The sequence below is a fragment of the Maridesulfovibrio bastinii DSM 16055 genome, assembly GCF_000429985.1.
Lineage (GTDB): Bacteria > Desulfobacterota > Desulfovibrionia > Desulfovibrionales > Desulfovibrionaceae > Maridesulfovibrio > Maridesulfovibrio bastinii.
Genome location: NZ_AUCX01000010.1, coordinates 60,152 through 81,637, shown reverse-complemented (window position 1 = coordinate 81,637; position 21,486 = coordinate 60,152). Strand labels below are relative to the sequence as shown.

Genomic DNA, 21,486 nt, shown 5'->3' with positions numbered 1-21,486 from the left:
TTTAAAATAAAAAACGGTCTCTTGGGAATCAAGGGACCGTTTTTTATTTCAATTGCATTTTGCTGCGGCTCCAATTATTCCGTAATTCAACAAATTAGGATTCGACAACTTAAAAGCTTTGCAAAAGGTTTTAGCTTTTTGATTTTATTAATAGTAATAAACTAAGAAGAATATGCATCCTATGTGAAACTTGACTAATATATGTTGTGAAAGCTAATTTTAAAATTAATCTATATAAGGGCATCTGTCCGACCTTTAACCTGCAAATAAATTCCCTTTTATGAAAGTAGTTTACGCCAAAAAATACTTGCTACCATCCAGTGCTGCAAATGTCCTTCAATCAATTTCTATGTGTTCAGCTTTTGCTCAGGCAGGTGCAGAAATTGTTTTTTTTCCAGGTCTTAAAGGTATTACCATTGAGGAAGGACTCAATTCATATGGGCTCACAAAGATAGATGGGATGAATCCCGTTAGTATAACAGGATTCCATAAGGGGCTTTACGGACTCGGATTTCGTCTGGGAATACTTTCAAAATGGTTTTTTACAAGGAATTCATTTTTTTATGCCCGCGATATAAAAGAGGCATTTATGATTGCCAAGCTTAAAAGATTAGGGTTGGTCAATCACCCTTTCTTTTATGAAATGCACGAAGTTCTTTCAATTCAAAATAGAGGAATGAAAACTGGGCGTGAAAAAAAGTTCAGGGAGCTTGAAAAGCAGGTGCTTGAAGCAATAGATGGCCTGATTGTAATAAATCAGAGCCTTGAAGAGCAGGTGCGCAGTGAATATGGTTATGCTGGGCCAATCCTTTGTGAACCAATGGGTTATAATCCTGATATTTTTTATCCCAGACCGGATGTTGATTTGGATGGTCCTGTAACTATTAGCTATGTTGGCAGTTTGTATGAGGGAAAGGGTGTCCATAATCTTGTTGAGGCTTTCAGATTTTTAGGGCCGGAGTTTCGTCTGCTGATAATCGGTGGTACTCCTGCTAAAGAATTAGAAGAACTCAAAAGAAGGGCAGCAATTATTTCTAACGATGGTAGAATCAGTTTTCTTGGTCAGCTCCCGCAAAAACAACTACCTGAATTCCTTGAACAGTCTCAGCTAGTTGTTATACCTCAGAAATCAACATTAGAATTTTTCTCACCAATAAAGCTTTATGAAACCATTGGGATGGCTTTGCCTTTGGTGGTAACTCCACTGCCTATTTTCAAAAATTGTTTAAAAGATTGTGAAAATGCTGTTTTTGCAGAATCCTCGTCCCCTGAAGATCTGGCTGCAGCCATAAAAAAATGTGTCTATACACCTAATCTTGCGCATAAGATTCAGGAGGCCAATCGTAACCTTTCCTCTGGCTTCACTTGGAAGCAGAGAGCTTCAAGGATAATTGAATTTATGGAATCTGTTTATTCTTCAAAAAGAGGAGAGGAATAATATGGGTCTTTTTGGAATTGCAGAAATTGGTGTGATGAACCATTTGCAGATGACTCTATTATACCGACATATATAGTATCTAAATTAGCCAAAGAGCATGTGAGTGTAGTTTTAAGTGGTGACGGTGGAGATGAACTTTTTGGAGGTTATCCTAGATAATTTAAATTCCCGTCTACACAAGAACAGAGACTTCATGGAGCAGCAAGTGCGCATTGTAAGAGGGCTTTACTTTCTTTACTCCCGTCTCTACGCAAGGTGCGTAAGATTCGCCGCAAATTTGATGAACGTTGGTTTTTAGAGGGGTTGCCGCTTTATACCAGAATTCTTTCAGGACTTACTGCCGAAGATAAATCTGTTTACAAAAAACGTTTTGATATTTCTGATGACTACGATGACTATTGGTTTTTCAGAAAATACTGGAAAAATGATCTCTCGCCTGCAAAGCAATTACAATATCTGGATTTTAAAACTTATCTTCCTGAGTTTTTATTGACCAAGGTAGACAGGGTGGCAATGGCTCAATCTTTAGAAACAAGAGTTCCTTTTTTAGATCGTGAGCTTTGTGAATATGTGTTCTCATTACCTGAAAATATAATATACTGTAACGGAAAATTGAAAGGTCTGCTTGGCAATGTTTCCAGAGGTCTTATACCTGATTCTGTTATTGACAGAACTAAGCAGGGATTCGGGTTACCACTTGGAAAGTGGAAAAATAACTTTGCTAGAAGGGATATTAGTTTTCAGGAAGTCATAGTATCCGAGTTTTCAAAAGATCCACGTTTAAGAAATTCTTACCGGTAGCAGATAATTTAGATTTGTCTCTTTATCGGGTCTTGTCTGCTCAGGCCTCAAGTCCCATCCAGTAAGCTTTTTTGAAAGCTTCTGTTCCTTCTGCTTCTCCGCCTTCCCATACTCCTGTGATGGCTACGGTTCCTTTTTCAATGGTACCGCTCAGGCATCCGGTGAAAACTTTGAAACTCTGCTCAATCATGTTGATTGAATGTCTGCCCCCGGCAGCCGAAGCTATGTAGTAAACTTCTTTACCATTAAGCTGAGTATAGACAGGACACACCCGGTCAATGAATGTTTTCATTTTTCCGTTGAACGACAAAAAATAAACCGGGCTGGCAAGAACAAGCACATCGGCAGCAATCATTTTTTGCATGATATCTGTCATATCATCCTGCTGCACGCATGCTCCGGGTTTCCATATACAGGAGCAGCAGCCAAGGCAGTCATGGATATCCTTTTCGGCAAGCCTTATTTTTTCAACGAAGTGCCCGGATTTAACTGCTCCGCGCATGAACTCTGTACTCAGGGCATCGGAATTGCTGTCAATCCGGGGACTTGCTGAAATTATCAGAATCTTTTTAGATTTTCCGGAAGGAGCAGGAGCAGAAGCAGCAGCTTCAGCCTCACTCGGAATAACTGAAGCCGCGAGACCGGAGAGTATAGGGGCAGCTGCTATTGCTGCCCCGGCTTTTAAAAAATCTCTGCGGTTATTGAGGCATGAGGCTTTATCTTTGGCAGCCTTTTTCTTTTTATCCTTCATGACGACCTCACGGTTCTACTAAGCGTAGGGCTTTATTTCTCAATTGTCATTGAGCCTGACAGTTTTTTTATCTGATCTGCGCCGCTTACAGCATGTCCCAGCTCATAAAGCCCAGAAGCTGAACCAAAGCTGCCATAGAACATTACAACATCAGCCCACGGAGCATAGTATGCCAGTGTTCCGGGTTTAACATTTTTAGCCAGCGGCGTATTTGAAGTATTTAGTTTTTCAGGGGGGTAAAATATTTTTTCATTGCTGCTGTAGTTTTCAACTTTTATGCTCAGTGGAAGTTGTTTATAGAGGTCTTTTGCAGCCTGACTGTCATTCAGTTCAAATTTGATTTCGTTCCCATTTGATTTGATAGTTATCGTCATTGCGGATTTTTCCTCCTGCATGTTTTCATCATATTTTTCAATTCTGGCATTATCACTCATCATAACTATATTTTGAATGCCTTTGATTCCGATTCCCAGCCGGTGCATTTCGTCTCCGGCATAAAAATCCTCGTAGAGCATAAAAGCATCACCCCACGGTTCATAGTAGCTAAGTTCTCCCTTTTTGCCGTCATGGTATGCTTCATGTTTTTTTACCGGCAGTTTTTCAGGAGGGTAGAACATCCACTGGGCATCCCGAAAATTTTCCAGTTTTTTTTCAAATGGAAGCTGTGAGTAAAATTTCTTTGCGGCATCTGTATCGTAAAGTCTGAAGACCGCAGTTTTGCCGCAGGAGGTGATTTTAACTTCCATATCAGAAAGTGGCAGTCCGTTGGCGTATTCCTTTTCAGAAGCTTCCGCAGTGGTGATACTGCCAAAACATACGGCTGAGACCATAACAATGAGTCCTAAAAAGAGAGCAGCTAAAATACGGCTGAATAGAAGTTCCATTTTTCCTCCTTACATGGAGTATCTTGGTTTTTTATACAGAATATCCTCGTTGGCTTTAATTTCAGGGTCGTACACTTTCTCTTTCCACTGGTCAGACGGAATATCTTCTATCGCAACGGAAACAGAACGCTCGGAGCATCCGGTAATTTCCACAACATCTCTTACAACAGCTGCGGCAAGGCGTTTTTTTTCGTCTTCAGATCTGCCGGGCCACAATTTAATGTTTACATGAGGCATAATTTCGTCTCCGATTTTTTCGTGTGGAGCTGCAAAGGCTTTTTTAATGCCTGAAATATTTGTAACCCCACTGAACCCGCCTGTGATTAAAATTCCGGCAGCCAGTGTTGTTTTGGTCACAAAATCACGGCGGGAAAATTTGTTCTCCATGCTTTACTCCGTAACAGTGAAGTGCGTTAGCCTGTTTTCCGTTGCCGGAATCTGCATCCGTCATGGCCGTACTCTCCGGCCTGGGTAATCAGCAGCTTTTTCCTGCTTCAAATGCTTCTTTAAGAACAGCTTTTCCCTTCACTCCGTTCTCATTCCATACTCCTGTGGCTGCAATGGTAGCTTTTTCGGTAATATTGCTGAAACAGTCGGTGAAGACGCGAAAAGATTTTATGGTGCAGTCGACCGGGAACTGACCGCCGCCCGCGGCGACAATGTAATAGACGTCTTTACCGTTTATCATCGGATAAATCGGGCAAACTCTGTCCATAAATGTCTTCATGTGAGCATTGAAGGAGCGGAAGTATATGGGACTGGCCAGCACCATCACATCAGCGTCCAGTATTTTAGGATAAATTTCGTTCATGTCGTCATCCTGAACACAGGAACCGGGATTGCCCACGCATGAGCAGCAACCGGTGCAATAACGTATATCACTGTCGGCAAGGCGTATCTTTTCCACTGCATGTCCGGCAGCTTCTGCCCCGCGCATGAACTCATCGCAGAGAATGTCTGAATTTCCGTTTTTTCTCGGGCTTGATGATATAATGATTATTTTTTTACTCATATCTGTATCTTTTCAGGGCAGAAGCTAAAGTCTGCCATTAAAAGTTAAATCCGGTCTGCCTGAGCTGGAAGTGCAGCATAGGCAGACCGGATAAATATCATATTAACAGCTAGTTGCGTTTCGCCAGAACATCGGCGAGAACTTTTTTTGCAATAGCGGCCTGTTTTGCATCAACTTTAGCGTTCATAACTTCGACAAAAGCATGCATCTGATTTTCAGTAAATCCGGTGTTCATGGCTGCGCCGAGGTGATAGAAAAGCTGAGCCTCGGTTCCGCTCATGTTTGCCAGAGCAGCTATTGTTGCCAGTTCGCGCTGTTCGTGGGTGAGAACGTCCCGTGCGAATATATCGGCAAAAAGATGCTGTTTGAGGAAATCATCAATTACGGGACAGAATTTCTGCCATTCGGCCGGCGGTGGAACTTCGTCGAGTCCTGAAAGATGTGCCCTGACTTTAGCTCCGTATGCATCACGGTCGAGATCAGCCGGAATGGGGGATGCTTCAGGACCTTCAACATCCTTGATTCCTTTTGCCTGCCTTTCTTTAACCACACCCATAAAAGCTCCCATGCCGTTAAGGCTGCGCGGGAATCCTGTATAGGCATAAAGCTGAGCCAGCTCTTCTTTAATCTCGTTTATGGTCAGACCTGCGTCCAGTCCTTCATTTAGGGCCGGTTTAAGTCTTTCAATATCTCCGCTGGCAGTGAAGGCAGCAATAGTTATGATGGCTTGTTGCTTCGCATCAAGTTGTGTTTCGCTGTCCATTGTTTTTGCCTCCGTTATCGTAGCGAGGCCGAATAAGAGAGCAAACGCGAAAAAAATCGTGATTAATCTCTGAAAAGGCATTTCGGCCTCCTATTGTTTTTTATATTCCAGATACTGAGCGTCGGTAACTTTTTCTTTCCAGAAGACGGCTTTTCCGTCTTTTACCCCGCTTATGACAAGATGGGTCATCGGACCGTCAAGAGTAGCTCCGTGCCAGTGGTCAACATTCGAAGGGCACCATACGGTTTCCCCTTCAGTGAATTTATAGATTTTACCATCGCGTGTCCCGGTCAGGGCTACGCCTTTGGTAACAATCATGTGCTGTCCGGCAGGATGCCAGTGCCATGCGGTTCTTGCTCCGGGCTGAAAAGTTACATACGCCCCGCTGAAGCTTGTTTCGGAATTAGCCGGAAAAAGCATATCAACCTGAACATCTCCGGTGAAATACTTTTCAGGGCCCTTGAAAGATTTCTGGGTTCCCTTTGCATATAAAACCTGAGATTTGGTTTCCTGATTCTGCCCGGCAAAGGCTGCAGTCGCGGCAAAGATCAAAAGAGTCATGATAATAGCTGTTTTTTTCATAGCGTATCCTTGAATAGTTGGTCGGTTTACCCGGCTAAGTAGTCTGGCTCAATTTATAAGCCGCTGACCGGGAACAGGCATACAGGTTTTTCCGGTCTGCTTATTCAGTGCTGAATAATTATCCCAGCGCGTTGTATTCTTCGTCAGAAACAGGTTCGAGCCATTCGTTTGATTTTCCTTCGGCAGGAACTTCTACGGCAACGTGAACAAACCATGAATCTTTAGCTGCGCCGTGCCAGTGTTTTGTCTCGGGCGGAATGTTTACAACATCACCGGGATGCAGTTCCTGAGCCGGTTTGCCTTCTTCCTGATACCAGCCGCGACCGTCGGTAACCAAAAGAATCTGTCCGCCTTTATGATGAATATGCCAGAAATTACGGCATCCGGGCTCAAAGGTTACGTTGCCGATGTAAACACCTTCGGTTGAGAGCATGTTCAGGTAACTTGTTCCGGTAAAGTATGCGGCGTAAGCGTCGTTGGTAGGGCCTTTAGGGAAGACTCCTTCTCCTGTGAAAGTATCACTCATTGTCAAATTCTCCTTGCAATTTTAATAAGTTGTTAAAAAAAATATTGGTAACTCAAATTTTTAGTCAAGCTCAATTTTTACGGAAATGCTTCCAGCCAGTGTTTCCATTACAGATGGATCACAGGATAATGCTCCCATGGTTACCATACCGTCATACTGTTCTGAAATTTCTTCATCTTTGTAGAGAATAGCAAAATAGTTGCCATCAACAGCAAAGGCGATATCGCCATTTTTCCAGCCGCTGTGAAGTTCGGCTTTTTCGTATGGCAGAGCATCTTTCATTACTCCGCAGTAATCATGTGAATAGTTTTGAAGATTTACGGTGTAGGGAAGCTTCGCAAGCAGGGCTTTGGCCGGTTTGCTGTCATTTAGAAAAGCCGGGATAACCGTATCGCCAACAATAAGTTTTACTTTTGTACCTGTTTTGGTGCTTTTTTCTTCAGCACGGCAGGGTGAGGCAAAATTAAGTGTGCCGAAGGCAACTAGGCAGAGTATTGCCAGTTTCAGCATAAAAACTCCTTTATTTATGAAACAGGCGTCCCCGGATATTTCGGGGACAGCCTGTGGATTTCAACAGACATGTATGTCTGAATTTTTATATTATTTAAGATTGCTGGTGAAGAATTCATCGAGCTTGTCAAAAGGAATCAGGTCAACTCTGTCATAGAGGTCAACATGGGTAGCTCCGGGAATCACAACCAGTTCTTTCGGTTCAGCAGCAGCTTTATAGGCATCTTCGCTGAAGTATCTTGAGTGGGCATTTTCACCGATGACGAATAAAATCGGTCTCGGAGAGATGGAATCGATACGGTCAAGCAGTTTGTAGTTCATGAAACCCATATCACTGGTCATGGTGAAGTGTGATGTGGCGCGGGGATGCTCGCCGCGGGGCATCTTATAATATTCATAGAACTCTGTGGTGATGGGATCGGTATTCTCATCAATAGTCGGTGGCAGTCCCAGAGTTTTTACTTCACCGCCTGCAAATTCCTTCCAGCGTTCTTCGCCAAGCTGGTCAAGGTAGGCATTTCTGTCTTCCACACTCCATGAATCCATCCAGCCATTGGCTTTTACCCGGCTCATGTCATACATGCTGACAGTGGCTACGGCTTTAATACGCCTGTCCACCTGAGCTGCTGAAAGTGAAAATCCTCCACTTCCGCAGATGCCTATTACACCTATTTTATCGCGGTCGATGTAGGGACGTGTTCCCATGAAGTCCACAGCAGCGTGAAAGTCTTCAACAAAACCTTCTACAGATGAAGTCTGGCGAGGCATTCCTCCGCTTTCACCGTTGTAGGACTCATCAAATGCAATGGCTACATATCCTCTTTCGGCCATCTCCTGAGCGTAAATTCCGGCACCCTGTTCTTTTACTCCACCATAGGGAGTGCCTACAATAAGGCCTCTGTATTTTGCGGTGGTGTCAAAATCTTTGGGTTTGTACATGTCGGCACTGATATATATGCCGAATCTGTTGTGGAAGTTTATCTTTTCGTGAAGAACTTTGTCACTTTTAGCGAATGTTTTATCCCAATCCATTTTTACCTCCATAGTATTTAATTGATCGCTTTTTATCCGTTGCAAGAAACCTGAATCCGTAAGCGATCAGAAATTACCATTTAAAAAAGAAAGCTGTAAGGCATAAATTTAAAAATTATGCTCCGGCATTAAACTCTACAGCTATCTTCTGTATTTCTTCAGCAATATTAATGTCCTGCGGACACATGGATTCACACTCTCCACAACCGTTACAGTTCTCGGCTCCATGCCCTGAAGGAGCAATCATAAGGTCGTACTGATGGCAGCCGAAAGGAACATCCTTGAAGATTGTATTTGAATTGTGGATGGTGAAAATCTGCTGAATATCCACGCCATTCGGACATGAACATTTACCGCATTCAATACATGGAATTGTTCCACGTGATTTAAGGAAGGTTCTGACTTTGGCATAAGCTTCCATCTCCACCTCAGATAAAGAATTCGGCAGGGCTATGTCAGCCAGACTCAAATTTTCTTCAAGCTGTTCCATGGTATTCATACCGCTTAACAAGACACTGGTCTGTGGTCTGTTCCAGGCCCAGCGTAAGGCCCATCCGGCTGGTGAACGTTTTATTCCGGTAGCATTGAAGATCTCGACAGCTTCCTCGGGGATCTGGTCAGCCAGCATTCCGCCAAGAACAGTCTCCATGGAGACAAAGCCGAGGCCGCGCTCGGAAGCTTTGTCGATACCTTCGAGTCCGGCCTGAAATTTTGTATCAAAATAATTGCAGGCATGCTGACAGAAGGACCAGTCGTAATAATTGAGAACTTCATCAAAAAGGGCAGGAGTGTCGTGGAATGAAAAACCTACGTGGCGGACTTTCCCACTTTTAAGAGCTTTATCAAGAAAATCTGAAAGCCCGAGAGAAGTTACACTTCTCCATGTGGTTTCCATGATGTTGTGTACCAGATAGAAATCCACATGGTCTGTTTGCAGGCGTTCGAGCTGCTTATCCAGAAAAGCATCCATATCTTCACGTGATTTTACGGCCCAGATAGGAAGTTTGGTGGCTAGAAGTACTTTTTCGCGGCCTATTTTTTTTAGTGTCCGCCCTACAAATGGTTCACTTGAGCCGCCTTCAGTCAGGCTGTTGCTGTGGTAAGGCCAGCTTGTATCGATATAATTAAGGCCGTTGTCCACAGCATGTTTGAAAAGTTTATAAGCTGCATCTTCATCAACTTTGCTGTAATCACCATCTATGATAGGCAGGCGCATTGCGCCGAATCCCAGAGCTGAAACTTTCTCACCTGTTTTGCCGAAGGTTCTGTACTGCATTAAAAATCCTCATGTTTAGTTAAGTTGGTATGGTTAATCGGGTGATTAATTTGATTGTATCATGAAAGTCTGACTGACCCGCTAACCATTGATATCAGATGAAAGGTGTTGTCTTCCATAACAGTGTTTATTCTTTTGAGTCTGTAATTTCGGCCTCTTCTTTGAGGCTCAGGGATAAATTTTCCTCACCCTTCAGAATTATTTAAGGGTTTCCACCATACTCTTGAACATACATTCCTATTTAAATCATGCCTGTTTCTCTATTGAGGTCATTTTTGAGTTGAATAAAACATAGAAATGTTGTTCAACATATCAGTTAAAAATGTGGAGACTTAATATATGTCCAACTTATCAGAATTATTGAATGATATGACCCCTGCCGAAGGCGGATCAGTAAAATCTGCGGTTCCCGGAGTCCGCCTTTTTAAAGGTACAAAGCATGTCCGGCGTAGACCATTAGTGTACAATCCTGGAATCTGCATTGTCGCCTCAGGTCATAAAATAGCCCATCTGGGTGGGCGATCGTTTCGATATGATGCCAACAATTATCTGGTCACATCCGTTTCAATGCCCTTTGAATGTGAATCCTTTCCGGGAAACGACGGACCTTTGCTCGGAATGTTCATTGATATTGATATGCCTGAGCTGAATGAATTAATAAGCCAGATGAATTTTGCCAGCAAAAGTGCTGATGGCACAGATATCGAATGCCGCCTTGCCATGGGACCATCTGTAATGAGCGCAGAGATGATCAATGCTGCTGTTAAGCTTTTAAAATCATTGAAGTCAAAAACGGAATCAAAGATTCTCGCTCCTTCGCTGATCCGGGAAATATATTACCGGGTTCTGTGTGGAAAACAGTCTCAGGTTCTTTATTCACTTTCCAGAGGGAGCAGCTCTTTTTCGCAGGTCTCACGGGTAATCAGCATGATGGAAGGTCATTATTCAGATAAACTGGATATTCAGGAACTTGCCGATTCAGCTAATATGAGTATCTCAGCTTTTCATAAAGCATTTAAAGAAGTTACTGCTGATTCTCCTTTGCAGTATTTAAAGAAAATAAGACTTTCAAAAGCAAAAAATCTGCTACAGCAGCGAAGGATGAAAGTTTATCTTGTTGCCGACGAAGTCGGCTATGAAAGTGCCTCGCAGTTCAGCAGAGAGTTTAAGAGATATTTCGGGCAGAGTCCTGCCGAGGTAATACGTACTGTAGACTGATTATTTATTCTGAAATTATTTTATATTTTCGGCCGAGTAACCGGTCACATATTCTTGTCATTTTATCTTCCATACTGCCATCCATAGTGCTTCTTTAGATATGTAGTCGATTTGAAGGACAGACATATACATTCATATCATCTATTGAATCTATAACGATTTGATAGATGATTGTGTCCTTCCATGTTGTAGATACAATATCTGTCATAACTTATCTTTATACTCGGTAATTAAATAAGATTTTTTAATCTTCTTTAATTAGTTGTGGAGTATAAACTGTTTAAATATTATTATTTAATACTTATGTAAACTTCATATTAATTTGTTGTTTTTATTTTTAATATTTAGAGGACAGATAAAATGAACTTTATAGATTCTGTAAAAAGCTGCCTTAAAAATTATGCAACGTTCAGAGGCCGGGCAAGCCGTTCCGAGTTCTGGTACTGGATGCTGTTTATATGGCTTGCGAGCGTTATATCTTTTCAGATTGATATAGCCATATATGGTGATATGGAAACAGCAATGTTCTCAGGAGGTCTTCTGGTAAGTAATATTGTAAATTTAATATTTGTAGTTCCTACAATAGCTGTCTGTATCAGGAGACTCCATGACGTAAACCGCTCAGGCTGGTGGTTTCTGCTTACGTTCACTGTTATCGGCTGGATATTGCTCCTATACTGGTATATCCGTCCCGGTAAATTTAATACTATTGAGAGATTATCTTAAAATCTGTAATTATTTTAGCGTGATAATTTTGTAACAAGTTGCCGTGGAGGTCAAAATGTCAGTTAGGGCGGTTAATGTCTTCGTTGTGGTTACTTTGCTGTTGGGGTTTATGTGCACAGCTGCCTATGCTCAGGAAGTAAAAGTGATCAATGGAACTTCTTTTGCTCTTCACGGTCTGGCTGTTTCAGATAGTAATTCAAAAAAATGGGGTGAAGATCTCCTTGGAGACGATGTGCTTAGTCCGGGGGAATATATTGCTATCACTCTTTCAGGTGGCTCCAAGGGCTGGGATATGGCCGTGATAGATGATGAAGGTCAGCAGTTGAATTTTATTGATCTTGATTTGACCGGAGTAAGCAGCATCACCCTGCTTTCTGACGGAACCGCCCGATTTGAGTAGGTGAATATTTCCCGCTGATATCGTTAGATGTTTTGCTAAAAAATCAGTGTTAACTGACAATGACTATGCAGGATCTCGTACTGCCTTAGAGGGGCAGGGATTACCTGCGGTCTTTTATCTGGCTGATAAGTTTTAAAATCCGGAAGAAAAAAATTATGATTAAACCAGTTAAAGTTGTGCTTCTTGGAGTTTGCGCAGTTTTAGTCCTGCTGCTTGCTGGAATTACTGTTCTTTTTGCCACTGTCGACCCTAACGACTACAAGCCTGAAATAGCTGAGATAGTTAAAGACAATTTAGGGCGTGAACTTGTTTTTAAAGGTGACATCAGTTTCAGCATATACCCGATGCTGGGATTTAAGATCGGTTCAATAAGTCTGGGAAACGCAGATAATTTTGAACCTGATGCAATGCTGGCTGTAAATAAAGCTGAAGTTTCCGTAAAGCTTATCCCTCTTTTTTCAGGTAAAATTGAAATAGGAATGGTGCTGCTGGACGGGCTGACTTTGAATCTTGAAAAAAATTCCGCAGGAACAGCCAACTGGGATGATCTTGCCGGTGAAAAAGAAAGCAGCACCTCTGAAGAAGTTGCTGACACAAAAGGAAAAAGCGGAAAAAGTTTTGATCTGAAATCTTTTTCCCTAGAGGGGGTTAAGATAACCAATGCAGACATCCTGTATGACGATGCCCAGTCCGGTCAAAAATTAGCACTTGAAAATGTCAACATAACTTTAGGCCGGATAAATGGTTTAGCCAGCAGATTTCCCTTTCAGATTGATTTGAAACTTTCTTTGAAACAGCTTCCGAAAGAGATTCATCCTTATGTCAGTGGAGTTGTTGATTTCAACCGTTCCGAGGGAAAAGTTGATGTTGAGGACCTTAAGTTTTCAGTTTTAAATATAAACGGAACCGGCAGTCTTTCTGCGGCTTTTAAAAATGAGAAATCATTTGGTGGGGACATACATCTGGCTGAGATGTCTCTGCGCAAGCTTATGAAAAATGTCGGCTTTGAGTTACCTGACGGCTCCAGTTCACATATTCTGGATTCATTTTCTACAGACATCACATTTTCAGGCTCGGAGAACATGGTTACGCTGCGCACCGCAAAGGTTCGTCTAGGAAATTCAACTCTAACTTCAAAAGCCCTTTTTGATAACGGCAATGGGACAAAGATGTTTAAAGGGGAGTTGAATCTTAGTGATATTTCCCTGCGTAACATTCTTCAGGAGATCGGAATTGAACTCCCCAAATCTTCTGACAGTAAAACTTTGCAGTCCTTTGGCATGAGTTTCTCTTTCGCAGGGGATGAAAACTCAGCCAGAATTAACAATGCCATCATAAAAATCGATGATACTACCTTGAAGATGATCGGTTCCGTAACCGACTTCAAACATCCTGCGATCAGAGTAAATGCCGACGTCGATTCAATAAATCTTGACCGTTATCTCCCAGCCCGCAATTCTTCTGCTGATACTCAGGAAAAGCAGAGTTCGCAAAAAAGTGAAAAGGATTCGGTTGCAAGTGAAGCGGATTTGTCTTTTTTGAAGTCATTTGATCTGGATGGACATTTAAATCTGGGAAAACTGGAGGTTATGAAGCTTCCGGTAACTGCTGTTAAACTCGGAGTTTCAAATAAAGACGGTCTGGTTACGGTTACTCCATTTTCACTGAAAACCTGTGAGGGTAAATATAGCGGAAAGGCCGTACTTGATGCCACAGGAGAACGGCCTGTGTGGAATGCTGAAGGAAATGTTGATTCTGTCAACATCCGGCCGCTTCTGCTTACTCTGGCAGGTTCTGATCTACTTTCCGGCCTGTTTTCGGCTGAATATGATTTGTCCGGAGCAGGGCTTTCAACAGAATCTATAAAAAAATCTGTCAGTGGTACAGCCTCATTTAAACTTTCAAAAGGTGTGGTTTACGGTTTTGATGTTGTAAAAATGATTCAGGATGGCTGGAATGAGATTCAAGGGACTTCAGTTGATGAGGATAGTGACGGTAATTTTGAATTCACTGAAATTGAAGGTTCCGCGAAAATTTTAAATGGTCATGCTGTTAACAAAGACCTTTATGTAAAATCTCCTATTCTGGAGGTTGAGGGCGAAGGTTGGGCCGATTTAGCTCAGAATAATATGGATTATACCGCGACTGCTTATGTCACAGGCATTCCTGATGGAGATGTGAAAGATATCTTTGAAGCTCTGAACGGTATTCCACTTCCAATAAATGTGAAAGGAAGTCTGTCTGCTCCTGAAGTAGGGCTTGATACCAGAACTCTTGGCAAGGCTCTTTTGGCAGGAGCTGCTCAACAGGGCCTCAATATTCTTGGAAAAGAAATAGAAAAAAGTCTTGGTGGCAGTGATGATAATGCCGATGAAGATGATGATGGCAACTCTGAAAAAGGTCTGGAGAATCTCTTGGACGGACTCTTTTAGCCATTAAGATGATTGTCAGCTGTTTTAAAGCCTGATGCCTTATTCGTAAGGTGTCAGGCTTTTCTGCGTTAAAGGACAGATGAGTGGAGAGCGTTTGTAGTTTTTTTGGATGACAGACAAGAAAAACTAAAAAATATAAATTGAAAAGACATCTCATCATTAAGAAAAATAATATTGTCAATGGAAACTGAATAAATCTGTAAGTTTTAGTTTTTAGTAATTGATCACAACACGTCAAAAAAGAATTGTCCCTGATGAAAAAAATATTATTATATCTGGCTTTTATCGTCTGTCTCGTACTGGGAATATATCTGTTGTATCTGAATTTTATCACCGAAGGTGATGTTCAAATGGACTCCAAAATTATAGGCGGTACCCTGCTGGTTATTGCTGCATTTGTTTTTCTGCAATTTGCAAATCTGGACCTGTACAATGAGATGAATGATCTCATTCAAATGGTCTCAAATTCCCGCGAGGCCACGGTCAGGGATCTTTTCGCCGCTTTCGAGGGGTTGGAAACTCCTTTGGGAGCACCGTGGATGGGGCAAATCAAATCATTGGATGACGAGTTCATCATTTTTGGCCCGGATGCCAATGGTGAGTTTATTTATATCGGCAGCTTTGATGATTATTTTGCTCTTGCTTTAGGTGACAGCCCTGAGATGATAGAAGATTTTGATGAAGAAAGCGTCGAAAACAATGATGGTGAAATATTAAAATACAGTTTTGATTCTATCACCCTGCTGGAGCAACTTACCACCAGATTTCAAGCTTTTCTGGATGGTGATGCCGCTGATACAAGTGTTATAGCCTCAGCTCCGGCTGAAGGCGGAGTTTATTATTTTAATGAAGAGTTCAAGTTGAACGGACAGGATTTTCATTTATTGGATTCCAATGGTGATCCCTGTTTAAAAATAATATCTAAAATTCCCTGTAAAACATTTCGCATATATGACGGCTCTGAAAACGAAATATTTAAATTGACCAAAAGGATATTCCACTTTCTTCCCACCTATGATTTTTATGAGGGTGGGAAAAAATTGTGCCGCCTTAAAAAAAGACTGGTTCTGCACCATGATAATTTTATCGGTAAGACTCCTTACGGTCTACTGGAGCTTAAAAGTATCAATGCCACTATCGGGGCAAACTACAAAGTGCTCTTGGATGGCGAACAGCTCGGTACTATCTCCAGAAAGTTGAACGCTGATCTGGAAAATATAGTTTTTGATAACTATGTCCTTTCGGTCAACAACAATGATCAATTGCCTCTTATGGCAGCTCTCGGCGTCATGGCTGCCCGTGAAGCCAAGCGCGATCTCATGTCTACCACGGAAACATACATTGATGTTGATGATTAAAATATTAAATTTTTACGGTCTAAGCTCTTTATAAAGGTGGGGTAAATGCGGCTGATTAATTTGAGATATCGTGACAGGCTGATGGTTTTATTCATTCTACCTGCATTTTTATTTGGTATGGCCGCGTTTATATTGTTTTTTGCACATAATTCCTATGCCGGATGGCCGGCTGAGGCTCTTAAAAACGGGGGAAAGAGTTTCTGGGCGCAAAACACCAGCGATCAGAAAGCTGAAGAAGATCATGATGATACAAATCTGGATGATTCTATGGATCCCGGTGAGTGGGATCTTGTGTTCGGACTTGATGATCAGCTCTTTCCCTCAGCAATAATAGCTCTTTCCATGATGAGGGCCAAAAGTGCGGACGATCATGATTCTTCGGAATCTTTTGGATCACCGCTGGCGATGGCTACGGTTTATATTCGGGGAAAATCCGCCGGGGATCGGGTGACTGTTGAGATTTCAAGTACCGGTTTGATTCGTCCTTCCAAAATGACTGTGGTTTTAGCTGATCCTGACAAAGTTTATGATATCAATCCTCAGCTGAAATATGAGTATGAGAAACTGCTCTCAATCAGGCAGCCTTATCCTGAGGACGTCACAGCCAGAGTTTACCTTAACGGAGAACTTATCGGTGAGAAAACCAGAACCGTTATTGTCCGCTCCATAAATGATTGTTTCTTTGGAATGTATATTGATAATTCATTCAGTGACTGGAGCGAGATGTTTGCAGCCTACGTTAATGAGGGCGATCCTCTTGTTGATGGAATTCTGGGTGAAGCTTTGAAAAAGGGCTATATTGATGCTTTTTTCGGCTATCAGGGTTCAAAGCAGGATGTCCTCAGACAGATTGCGGCTGTATGGCGGGTTCTTCAGGATAGAGGAATAAAATATAGCAGTATAACCACAACTTCTGTTGAATCGGATACTATAATGTCCCAGCATGTAAGGCTTGTCGGAGAATCCACCAGAGGTGGGCAGGCAAACTGTGCTGACGGTTCTGTTCTGCTGGCTTCGGTTTTCCGTAAACTGGGGTTGAATGCTTATCTTGTCATTCTTCCGGGGCACATGATGGTCGGGGTAGGAATTGATAATGAGAATTCCAGTGCGGTATATATTGAAACAACTATGATTTCAGACTCTACAATTAATGAGGCTATGGCCTCGGCAGAGCAGGAAATAAAGAAATACGGTTTTGAAAGCGATGATGTCCATATCGTTGATATCAATAACTGTAGGAGCGCGGGTATCCTTCCGTTGCGGGAAATATACAATTGATTAGTAAAAGGAGAATTTTTTTGTCTGTCTCAAAAAATATCAATAATCAGCATGAAGTATACAGATGTTCAGCTTTCTGCTGTACCGGAATATTTATTTTGGCATTTACTGCGGCCTTGCTTTTTATGGGAAGCGGAGTGGCCAAGGCCGGACAGCAGACAGATGACAGCCGCTGGCAGCAGATGAGGAGTCAGGCTGTCAGTCTTGCTGGTCAGGGTGAAAAAAATATGATTTCCGGTAATCTTTACGAGGCTTACTGCGATTATAAAAAAGCATACGGATTGTTTGAAAATATTGCGACAGACTATCCTGATAAACCTAAATCTAAAAACGATATTTCTGCTATAAATGATCGTTTTGGTGATCTTTTTATCCGTATGGGGCGTAAGGATAAAGCTCTTGGCTGTTATCTGAAAAGCCTGAAGGTTGTCGAGAGTGTCTCCGACACCAACAAAGCTGTTGATAAGGCAGCCAATCTGGCTATCAGCTACCTTAAGCTTGGCGATACATATACCATTATGGGTATGTTTGACGATGCTGCTTCTTCTTACAGACAGTTACTGGCTTTTCTGCGGGACCAGCCGGAAACTGACCAGCCTGCCTTAAAAAATATTTATACACCGGTAATAAATTTCAGAATGTCTCGTATGTATGCTCTCATGGGCAACAGAGTAAAAGCAGAAGAGGCGGAAAAGAAAGGCTCAGCTGAAAGAAAAAGCTACGCCAAAAGATTTTCCGATAAAGGCTTTTATCTTTATAGTCTGGTCGGAACATATTGTAATCTTGCAGAGCAATACAGCCATGTAGGACTGGTTGCTGAAGCTGTTGCAACTTATATACAGGCCTTGGATATCGGGCAGAGGCTGGTTGATAAATATCCTGATAATGATGATTACCTGCGAAAACTTGCTGCCATTAATACTGCTCTGGGCGATCTGTTTTATCAGGTGCATGAACCGGATAAAGCTCTTGCAGTATGCACTTATGAATTAAAAAATTATAAGAAACTTGCTGAACTTAACGGCAGTGATAAAAATGATCTTTTGAATATTTCCGTAAGTTATTATCGGTTGGGGTCAATATACAGCGTCTTGAAAAAAAATGATGACAGTCTGGCTGCCTATGAAAATTCATTGGAAATCAGAAGTAAACTGCTGGATGCTGATAAAAATAATGAAAAATTGATCTGGGGTGTTTCAGATTGCTTAGAGGCTTTGGGTGCATTGTATGCACAGACAGGAAAAAGCTCCAAGGCTTTGGAAACATACCGTAAAGTCCTTGATGTGCTGAGACCATTACTTAACGGAAATACATCAGTCAAAGCTCAGCGGGATGTAATGGTAACTTACAGCAAAATGGGCGATGTCTTAAAGGTTGGTGGAGAAATTTCGAAAGCTATGACTAATTATAAAAAAGCCCTGAATATTGCAGAAATGAGGGTTAAAAATAATCCTCTGGACGGTTCGGCAAGAGTCGATCTGGCTCAGATTAAAAAACAGCTGAATGGTTTTTAATTCCATAAAATAAGACTACCTGTTTTAAGAGACTCTCTTAAAATTATCGGCAAAATAAAAGTTCCCTTTTGCATTAAGTAAAGGGGAACTTTTTTGTACCAAATGAAAAGCCCCCGCTGAAACAGCGGGGGCTTCATCATCGAGTTGAGAGTGTCATCATCTGACCCTCTCCGGGCTCTTTGGGAAGGGAAGGTGTATATCGGTGTAATAGTTTTCTACATCAAACCTGTATAAGCTTCGCTTAAGAACGGCTTAAGCCATGTATGCGCCTTCCATAGCTGATACTGCACTGTCGGAGTATCTCTTAAGAACTCCCTTCTTCTGGGGGCGTTCCGGGAGAGTCCAGTTTTTACGGCGTTCTGCAAGGATTGCTTCCATTTCTTTGGGAGTTTTTTCCTCGCCTTTAACACCTATAACCTGAAGTGATCTGCTGGGGATATCAATGGAGATGATGTCATCATCTTCCAGCAGAGCTATGGGGCCGCCATCGACTGCTTCCGGAGAAACATGGCCGATGCATGGTCCGCTTGTTGCTCCGGAGAAGCGTCCGTCAGTTACAAGAGCTACTGTTCCGTTGAGCTTTTCGTCGTAAACGATAGCGTCAGTAGTCATGAACATTTCAGGCATTCCGCTTCCTTTAGGGCCTTCATAGCGGATGACAACTACAGAACCGGGGTTTATCTGTCCGGCAATGATGGCTGCCTGTGCGTCGTCTTCACTGTTGAAAACAGCGGCAGGTCCAACGTGTTTATGCATATCCGGTTTTACTGCTGCATATTTAACAACAGAACCCTTGGGTGCAATATTTCCGTCCAGAACTGCTATGGAACCACTCTTGGTGGATTCTTCAGTTGTGCGGATGATTTCATTTCTGGGAATGTTGTAGCTTTTGAGATGACCGTGACAGCGATTGAAGAAACCGTCCTGTTCAAGGATTTCGAGAGAATCTCCAAGAGTACGTCCGGTAACTGTCATTACATCAAGGTCGAGCTGATCGCGCAGCATGTGCTGAACCATCGGAATACCACCAGCAAACCAGAAAAGCTCTGCGGTATATTTACCACTGGGCTGAACATTGGTGAGGTATTTAATTTCCTGTCCTATAGCATCGAATTCTTTAGGATCAATTTTGATTCCAAGTTCGTGTGCGATAGCAGGCATGTGGATGTATGCGTTGGTGCTGCCGCCGATAGCCGCATGAACTTTCATTGCGTTCATGAAGTTGGCTTTGGTCAGTATCTTGCGGGCGGTAATGCCTTTTTCTGCAAGGTACATGATCTGCTTACCGGCTGCACGGGCCATACGTTTGATGTCGTTCATTGTTGCCGGCATCAAAGCTGTTCCGGGCAGAGCCATTCCGAGAGCTTCTGACATGCACTGCATGGTGCTTGCTGTTCCCATGAACTGGCATGCTCCGCAGGAGGGACATCCGGTGAGTTTGTAATCACGCATTTCAGCAGGCTCAACCAGACCCTTTTTCTTACGGGCTGAGAGCGGGCCGGCCAGACCGGAAGTTGAGTTGCCCGGACCTGAACGCATTGCTCCGCCGGGGATGTGGATGGTCGGTATATCCATACGTGCGGCAGCCATGAGGTGAGCCGGTGTGGATTTATCGCAGCCGGAAAGAAGGATCATGCCGTCCCACGGAATAACGGAAGCATGGATTTCAACCATGTCTGCAATAATTCCGCGTGAACAAAGAATGAAGTTCATTCCTTCATGCCCCTGTGCCCAGCCGTCGCAGATATCTGTTACATGGAACTGTGCGGGACGTCCGCCTGCTTCATATATACCTGTTGATGCTTCGTTACTTAAAACATCAAGGTGGTAGCTGCCGGGATGGCTGTCTCCATGGACATCGTCCACGAGAATCTGCGGCTTTTCAACATCATCACGAGTCCAGTTCATACCCATCATGAGGGCATCGACCTGGGACCATAGGTCTCGAACTCTTTCACATCTCTGTTTAATCATAATTGCGGTCTCCTTAAGGCTTTTTTGTGATTTTACTTACCTGATTCAAAATTATTTTAGAAACCGGCCTGTTTAAGAATCTCATGAAAACGTTTTTTTACATCTTCACTGGGAGCAGTTGCAGGAGCTGCAACGCCGGTCGGAATATCGGAACCTGTTGAGCGGATAGCTTCCTTGAGCAACCATGAGAAAGGTACATCAAGTGAATACAGCTGAGCCAGAGTAGCAAGACGGGGAGCAAGCTCCTTAATGGTCTCGAGATCATTTTCCTGGAAAGCTTTGTATATTCCGCAGGTGATTTCAGGGGCAAAGTTGGATGTTCCGGGGATTGCACCGTCGCCACCCATTGCGAGAGTCATGAACAGGTACTCATCGTAACCGCAGATGACTTTGAAGTCGGGGCGTGCGCCTTTTACGTGGATAATAAGATCACGAATGTGGCTAATGCAGTCAACAGTATCCTTGATACCTACGATGTTGGGGCAGTCCAGAGCCAGACGCTTGATCAGCTGAGGAGACAGGTCCTGACCGGTAAGTGCCGGGAAGTTATAGATAATAACAGGCAGGGTGCTGGCTTCAGCTATGGTGCGGTAATGGTTGTAAAGTCTCTCATCATCCATAGGCTGATAATAAGGATTAACAACGATAACAGCATCAGCTCCGATTGAAGCGGCATGCAGGCTGAGGTCTATAACTTCAGCAGTTCCGCATGCTCCGGTTCCGATGATTACCGGTTTACGTCCTGCAACACTTTTAACGCAGAATTCTGCGATTTCTTTTCTCACAGGATTTGAAAGCTGAGAGAATTCTCCTGCGCTTCCGAGGAAGAGCAGACCGTTGACATCGCTGGCTACGAGTCTTTCGATGAAAACTCCCATTCCGGTTTTATCAAATTCTCCATTTTCTTTGAGGATTGTGGAAACCGGTGGGATGATACCCTTTAAAGAGTCTAAAGACATTAATTACTCCTTTAAGTTACCCCGGAAAGATATTTTCCGGGGTTTTAGGATT

General features: G+C 42.8%; 20 protein-coding genes and 1 pseudogene. 9 read left to right on the top strand and 12 right to left on the bottom strand.

The window, feature by feature from the left end; genetic code table 11:
* The first annotated feature begins 280 nt into the window (after window positions 1-280).
* Together G496_RS0105930 and G496_RS0105925 are read left to right on the top strand one after the other, a co-directional pair.
* Entirely contained in the window at window positions 281-1,438 is a 1,158-nt protein-coding gene (locus tag G496_RS0105930; RefSeq protein ID WP_027178472.1) for a glycosyltransferase, read from the top strand.
* A gap of 33 nt (window positions 1,439-1,471) precedes the next feature.
* Window positions 1,472-2,239: pseudogene (locus tag G496_RS0105925) on the top strand (asparagine synthase-related protein); the annotation flags it as partial.
* Window positions 2,240-2,279: 40 nt separating this feature from the next.
* Here G496_RS0105925 and G496_RS0105920 read toward each other — a convergent pair.
* From G496_RS0105920 to G496_RS18975, 10 genes are all read right to left on the bottom strand, one after another.
* Window positions 2,280-2,990, bottom strand: a complete 711-nt coding sequence (locus tag G496_RS0105920) for a flavodoxin family protein (RefSeq protein ID WP_084407499.1) — start codon at window positions 2,988-2,990, stop codon at window positions 2,280-2,282.
* Between the two features lie 32 nt (window positions 2,991-3,022).
* Complete coding sequence (locus tag G496_RS18980; protein ID WP_034632542.1) at window positions 3,023-3,874, bottom strand: cyclophilin-like fold protein; 852 nt, start codon at window positions 3,872-3,874, stop codon at window positions 3,023-3,025.
* A gap of 9 nt (window positions 3,875-3,883) precedes the next feature.
* Complete coding sequence (locus tag G496_RS21325; RefSeq protein WP_211233831.1) at window positions 3,884-4,261, bottom strand: tautomerase family protein; 378 nt, start codon at window positions 4,259-4,261, stop codon at window positions 3,884-3,886.
* Between the two features lie 88 nt (window positions 4,262-4,349).
* Entirely contained in the window at window positions 4,350-4,886 is a 537-nt protein-coding gene (locus G496_RS0105905; RefSeq protein ID WP_027178467.1) for a flavodoxin family protein, read from the bottom strand.
* A 109-nt stretch (window positions 4,887-4,995) separates the two neighbouring features.
* Window positions 4,996-5,649, bottom strand: a complete 654-nt coding sequence (locus G496_RS0105900) for a carboxymuconolactone decarboxylase family protein (RefSeq protein WP_245577872.1) — start codon at window positions 5,647-5,649, stop codon at window positions 4,996-4,998.
* 90 nt (window positions 5,650-5,739) lie between these two features.
* On the bottom strand, window positions 5,740-6,231 hold the full coding sequence (locus tag G496_RS0105895; RefSeq protein ID WP_027178465.1) for a (R)-mandelonitrile lyase: 492 nt from the start codon (window positions 6,229-6,231) through the stop codon (window positions 5,740-5,742).
* Between the two features lie 118 nt (window positions 6,232-6,349).
* Window positions 6,350-6,757 carry a cupin domain-containing protein gene (locus tag G496_RS0105890; protein ID WP_027178464.1) on the bottom strand — a complete coding sequence of 136 codons (408 nt, stop codon included), beginning with the start codon at window positions 6,755-6,757 and terminating at the stop codon, window positions 6,350-6,352.
* A gap of 60 nt (window positions 6,758-6,817) precedes the next feature.
* Window positions 6,818-7,267 carry a cyclophilin-like fold protein gene (locus G496_RS0105885; protein ID WP_027178463.1) on the bottom strand — a complete coding sequence of 150 codons (450 nt, stop codon included), beginning with the start codon at window positions 7,265-7,267 and terminating at the stop codon, window positions 6,818-6,820.
* Between the two features lie 90 nt (window positions 7,268-7,357).
* Window positions 7,358-8,299, bottom strand: a complete 942-nt coding sequence (locus G496_RS0105880) for an alpha/beta hydrolase (protein ID WP_027178462.1) — start codon at window positions 8,297-8,299, stop codon at window positions 7,358-7,360.
* Window positions 8,300-8,414: 115 nt separating this feature from the next.
* Window positions 8,415-9,575, bottom strand: coding sequence for an aldo/keto reductase (locus G496_RS18975; RefSeq protein ID WP_034632538.1), 1,161 nt, complete (start codon window positions 9,573-9,575; stop codon window positions 8,415-8,417).
* A gap of 339 nt (window positions 9,576-9,914) precedes the next feature.
* On the opposite strand from G496_RS18975, the gene G496_RS0105870 reads away from it, so the two are divergent.
* The 7 genes from G496_RS0105870 to G496_RS0105840 all read left to right on the top strand — a co-directional run bounded on the left by G496_RS0105870 (window position 9,915) and on the right by G496_RS0105840 (window position 18,501).
* Window positions 9,915-10,793, top strand: coding sequence for an AraC family transcriptional regulator (locus G496_RS0105870; RefSeq protein ID WP_027178461.1), 879 nt, complete (start codon window positions 9,915-9,917; stop codon window positions 10,791-10,793).
* Between the two features lie 360 nt (window positions 10,794-11,153).
* Window positions 11,154-11,519 carry a DUF805 domain-containing protein gene (locus G496_RS18970; RefSeq protein ID WP_034632536.1) on the top strand — a complete coding sequence of 122 codons (366 nt, stop codon included), beginning with the start codon at window positions 11,154-11,156 and terminating at the stop codon, window positions 11,517-11,519.
* Window positions 11,520-11,574: 55 nt separating this feature from the next.
* Window positions 11,575-11,919, top strand: coding sequence for a hypothetical protein (locus tag G496_RS0105860; RefSeq protein WP_027178460.1), 345 nt, complete (start codon window positions 11,575-11,577; stop codon window positions 11,917-11,919).
* 155 nt (window positions 11,920-12,074) lie between these two features.
* Window positions 12,075-14,351 carry an AsmA family protein gene (locus tag G496_RS0105855; protein ID WP_027178459.1) on the top strand — a complete coding sequence of 759 codons (2,277 nt, stop codon included), beginning with the start codon at window positions 12,075-12,077 and terminating at the stop codon, window positions 14,349-14,351.
* Between the two features lie 254 nt (window positions 14,352-14,605).
* Window positions 14,606-15,709 carry an LURP-one-related family protein gene (locus G496_RS0105850; RefSeq protein WP_027178458.1) on the top strand — a complete coding sequence of 368 codons (1,104 nt, stop codon included), beginning with the start codon at window positions 14,606-14,608 and terminating at the stop codon, window positions 15,707-15,709.
* A 45-nt stretch (window positions 15,710-15,754) separates the two neighbouring features.
* Window positions 15,755-16,987 carry a hypothetical protein gene (locus G496_RS0105845; RefSeq protein WP_027178457.1) on the top strand — a complete coding sequence of 411 codons (1,233 nt, stop codon included), beginning with the start codon at window positions 15,755-15,757 and terminating at the stop codon, window positions 16,985-16,987.
* A 20-nt stretch (window positions 16,988-17,007) separates the two neighbouring features.
* Window positions 17,008-18,501 carry a tetratricopeptide repeat protein gene (locus tag G496_RS0105840; RefSeq protein WP_027178456.1) on the top strand — a complete coding sequence of 498 codons (1,494 nt, stop codon included), beginning with the start codon at window positions 17,008-17,010 and terminating at the stop codon, window positions 18,499-18,501.
* Between the two features lie 252 nt (window positions 18,502-18,753).
* Here G496_RS0105840 and ilvD read toward each other — a convergent pair whose 3' ends face one another.
* Entirely contained in the window at window positions 18,754-20,475 is a 1,722-nt protein-coding gene (gene ilvD, locus G496_RS0105830; RefSeq protein WP_034632534.1) for a dihydroxy-acid dehydratase, read from the bottom strand.
* 56 nt (window positions 20,476-20,531) lie between these two features.
* On the bottom strand, window positions 20,532-21,434 hold the full coding sequence (locus G496_RS0105825) for a dihydrodipicolinate synthase family protein (protein ID WP_027178454.1): 903 nt from the start codon (window positions 21,432-21,434) through the stop codon (window positions 20,532-20,534).
* Between the last annotated feature and the right edge of the window lie 52 nt (window positions 21,435-21,486).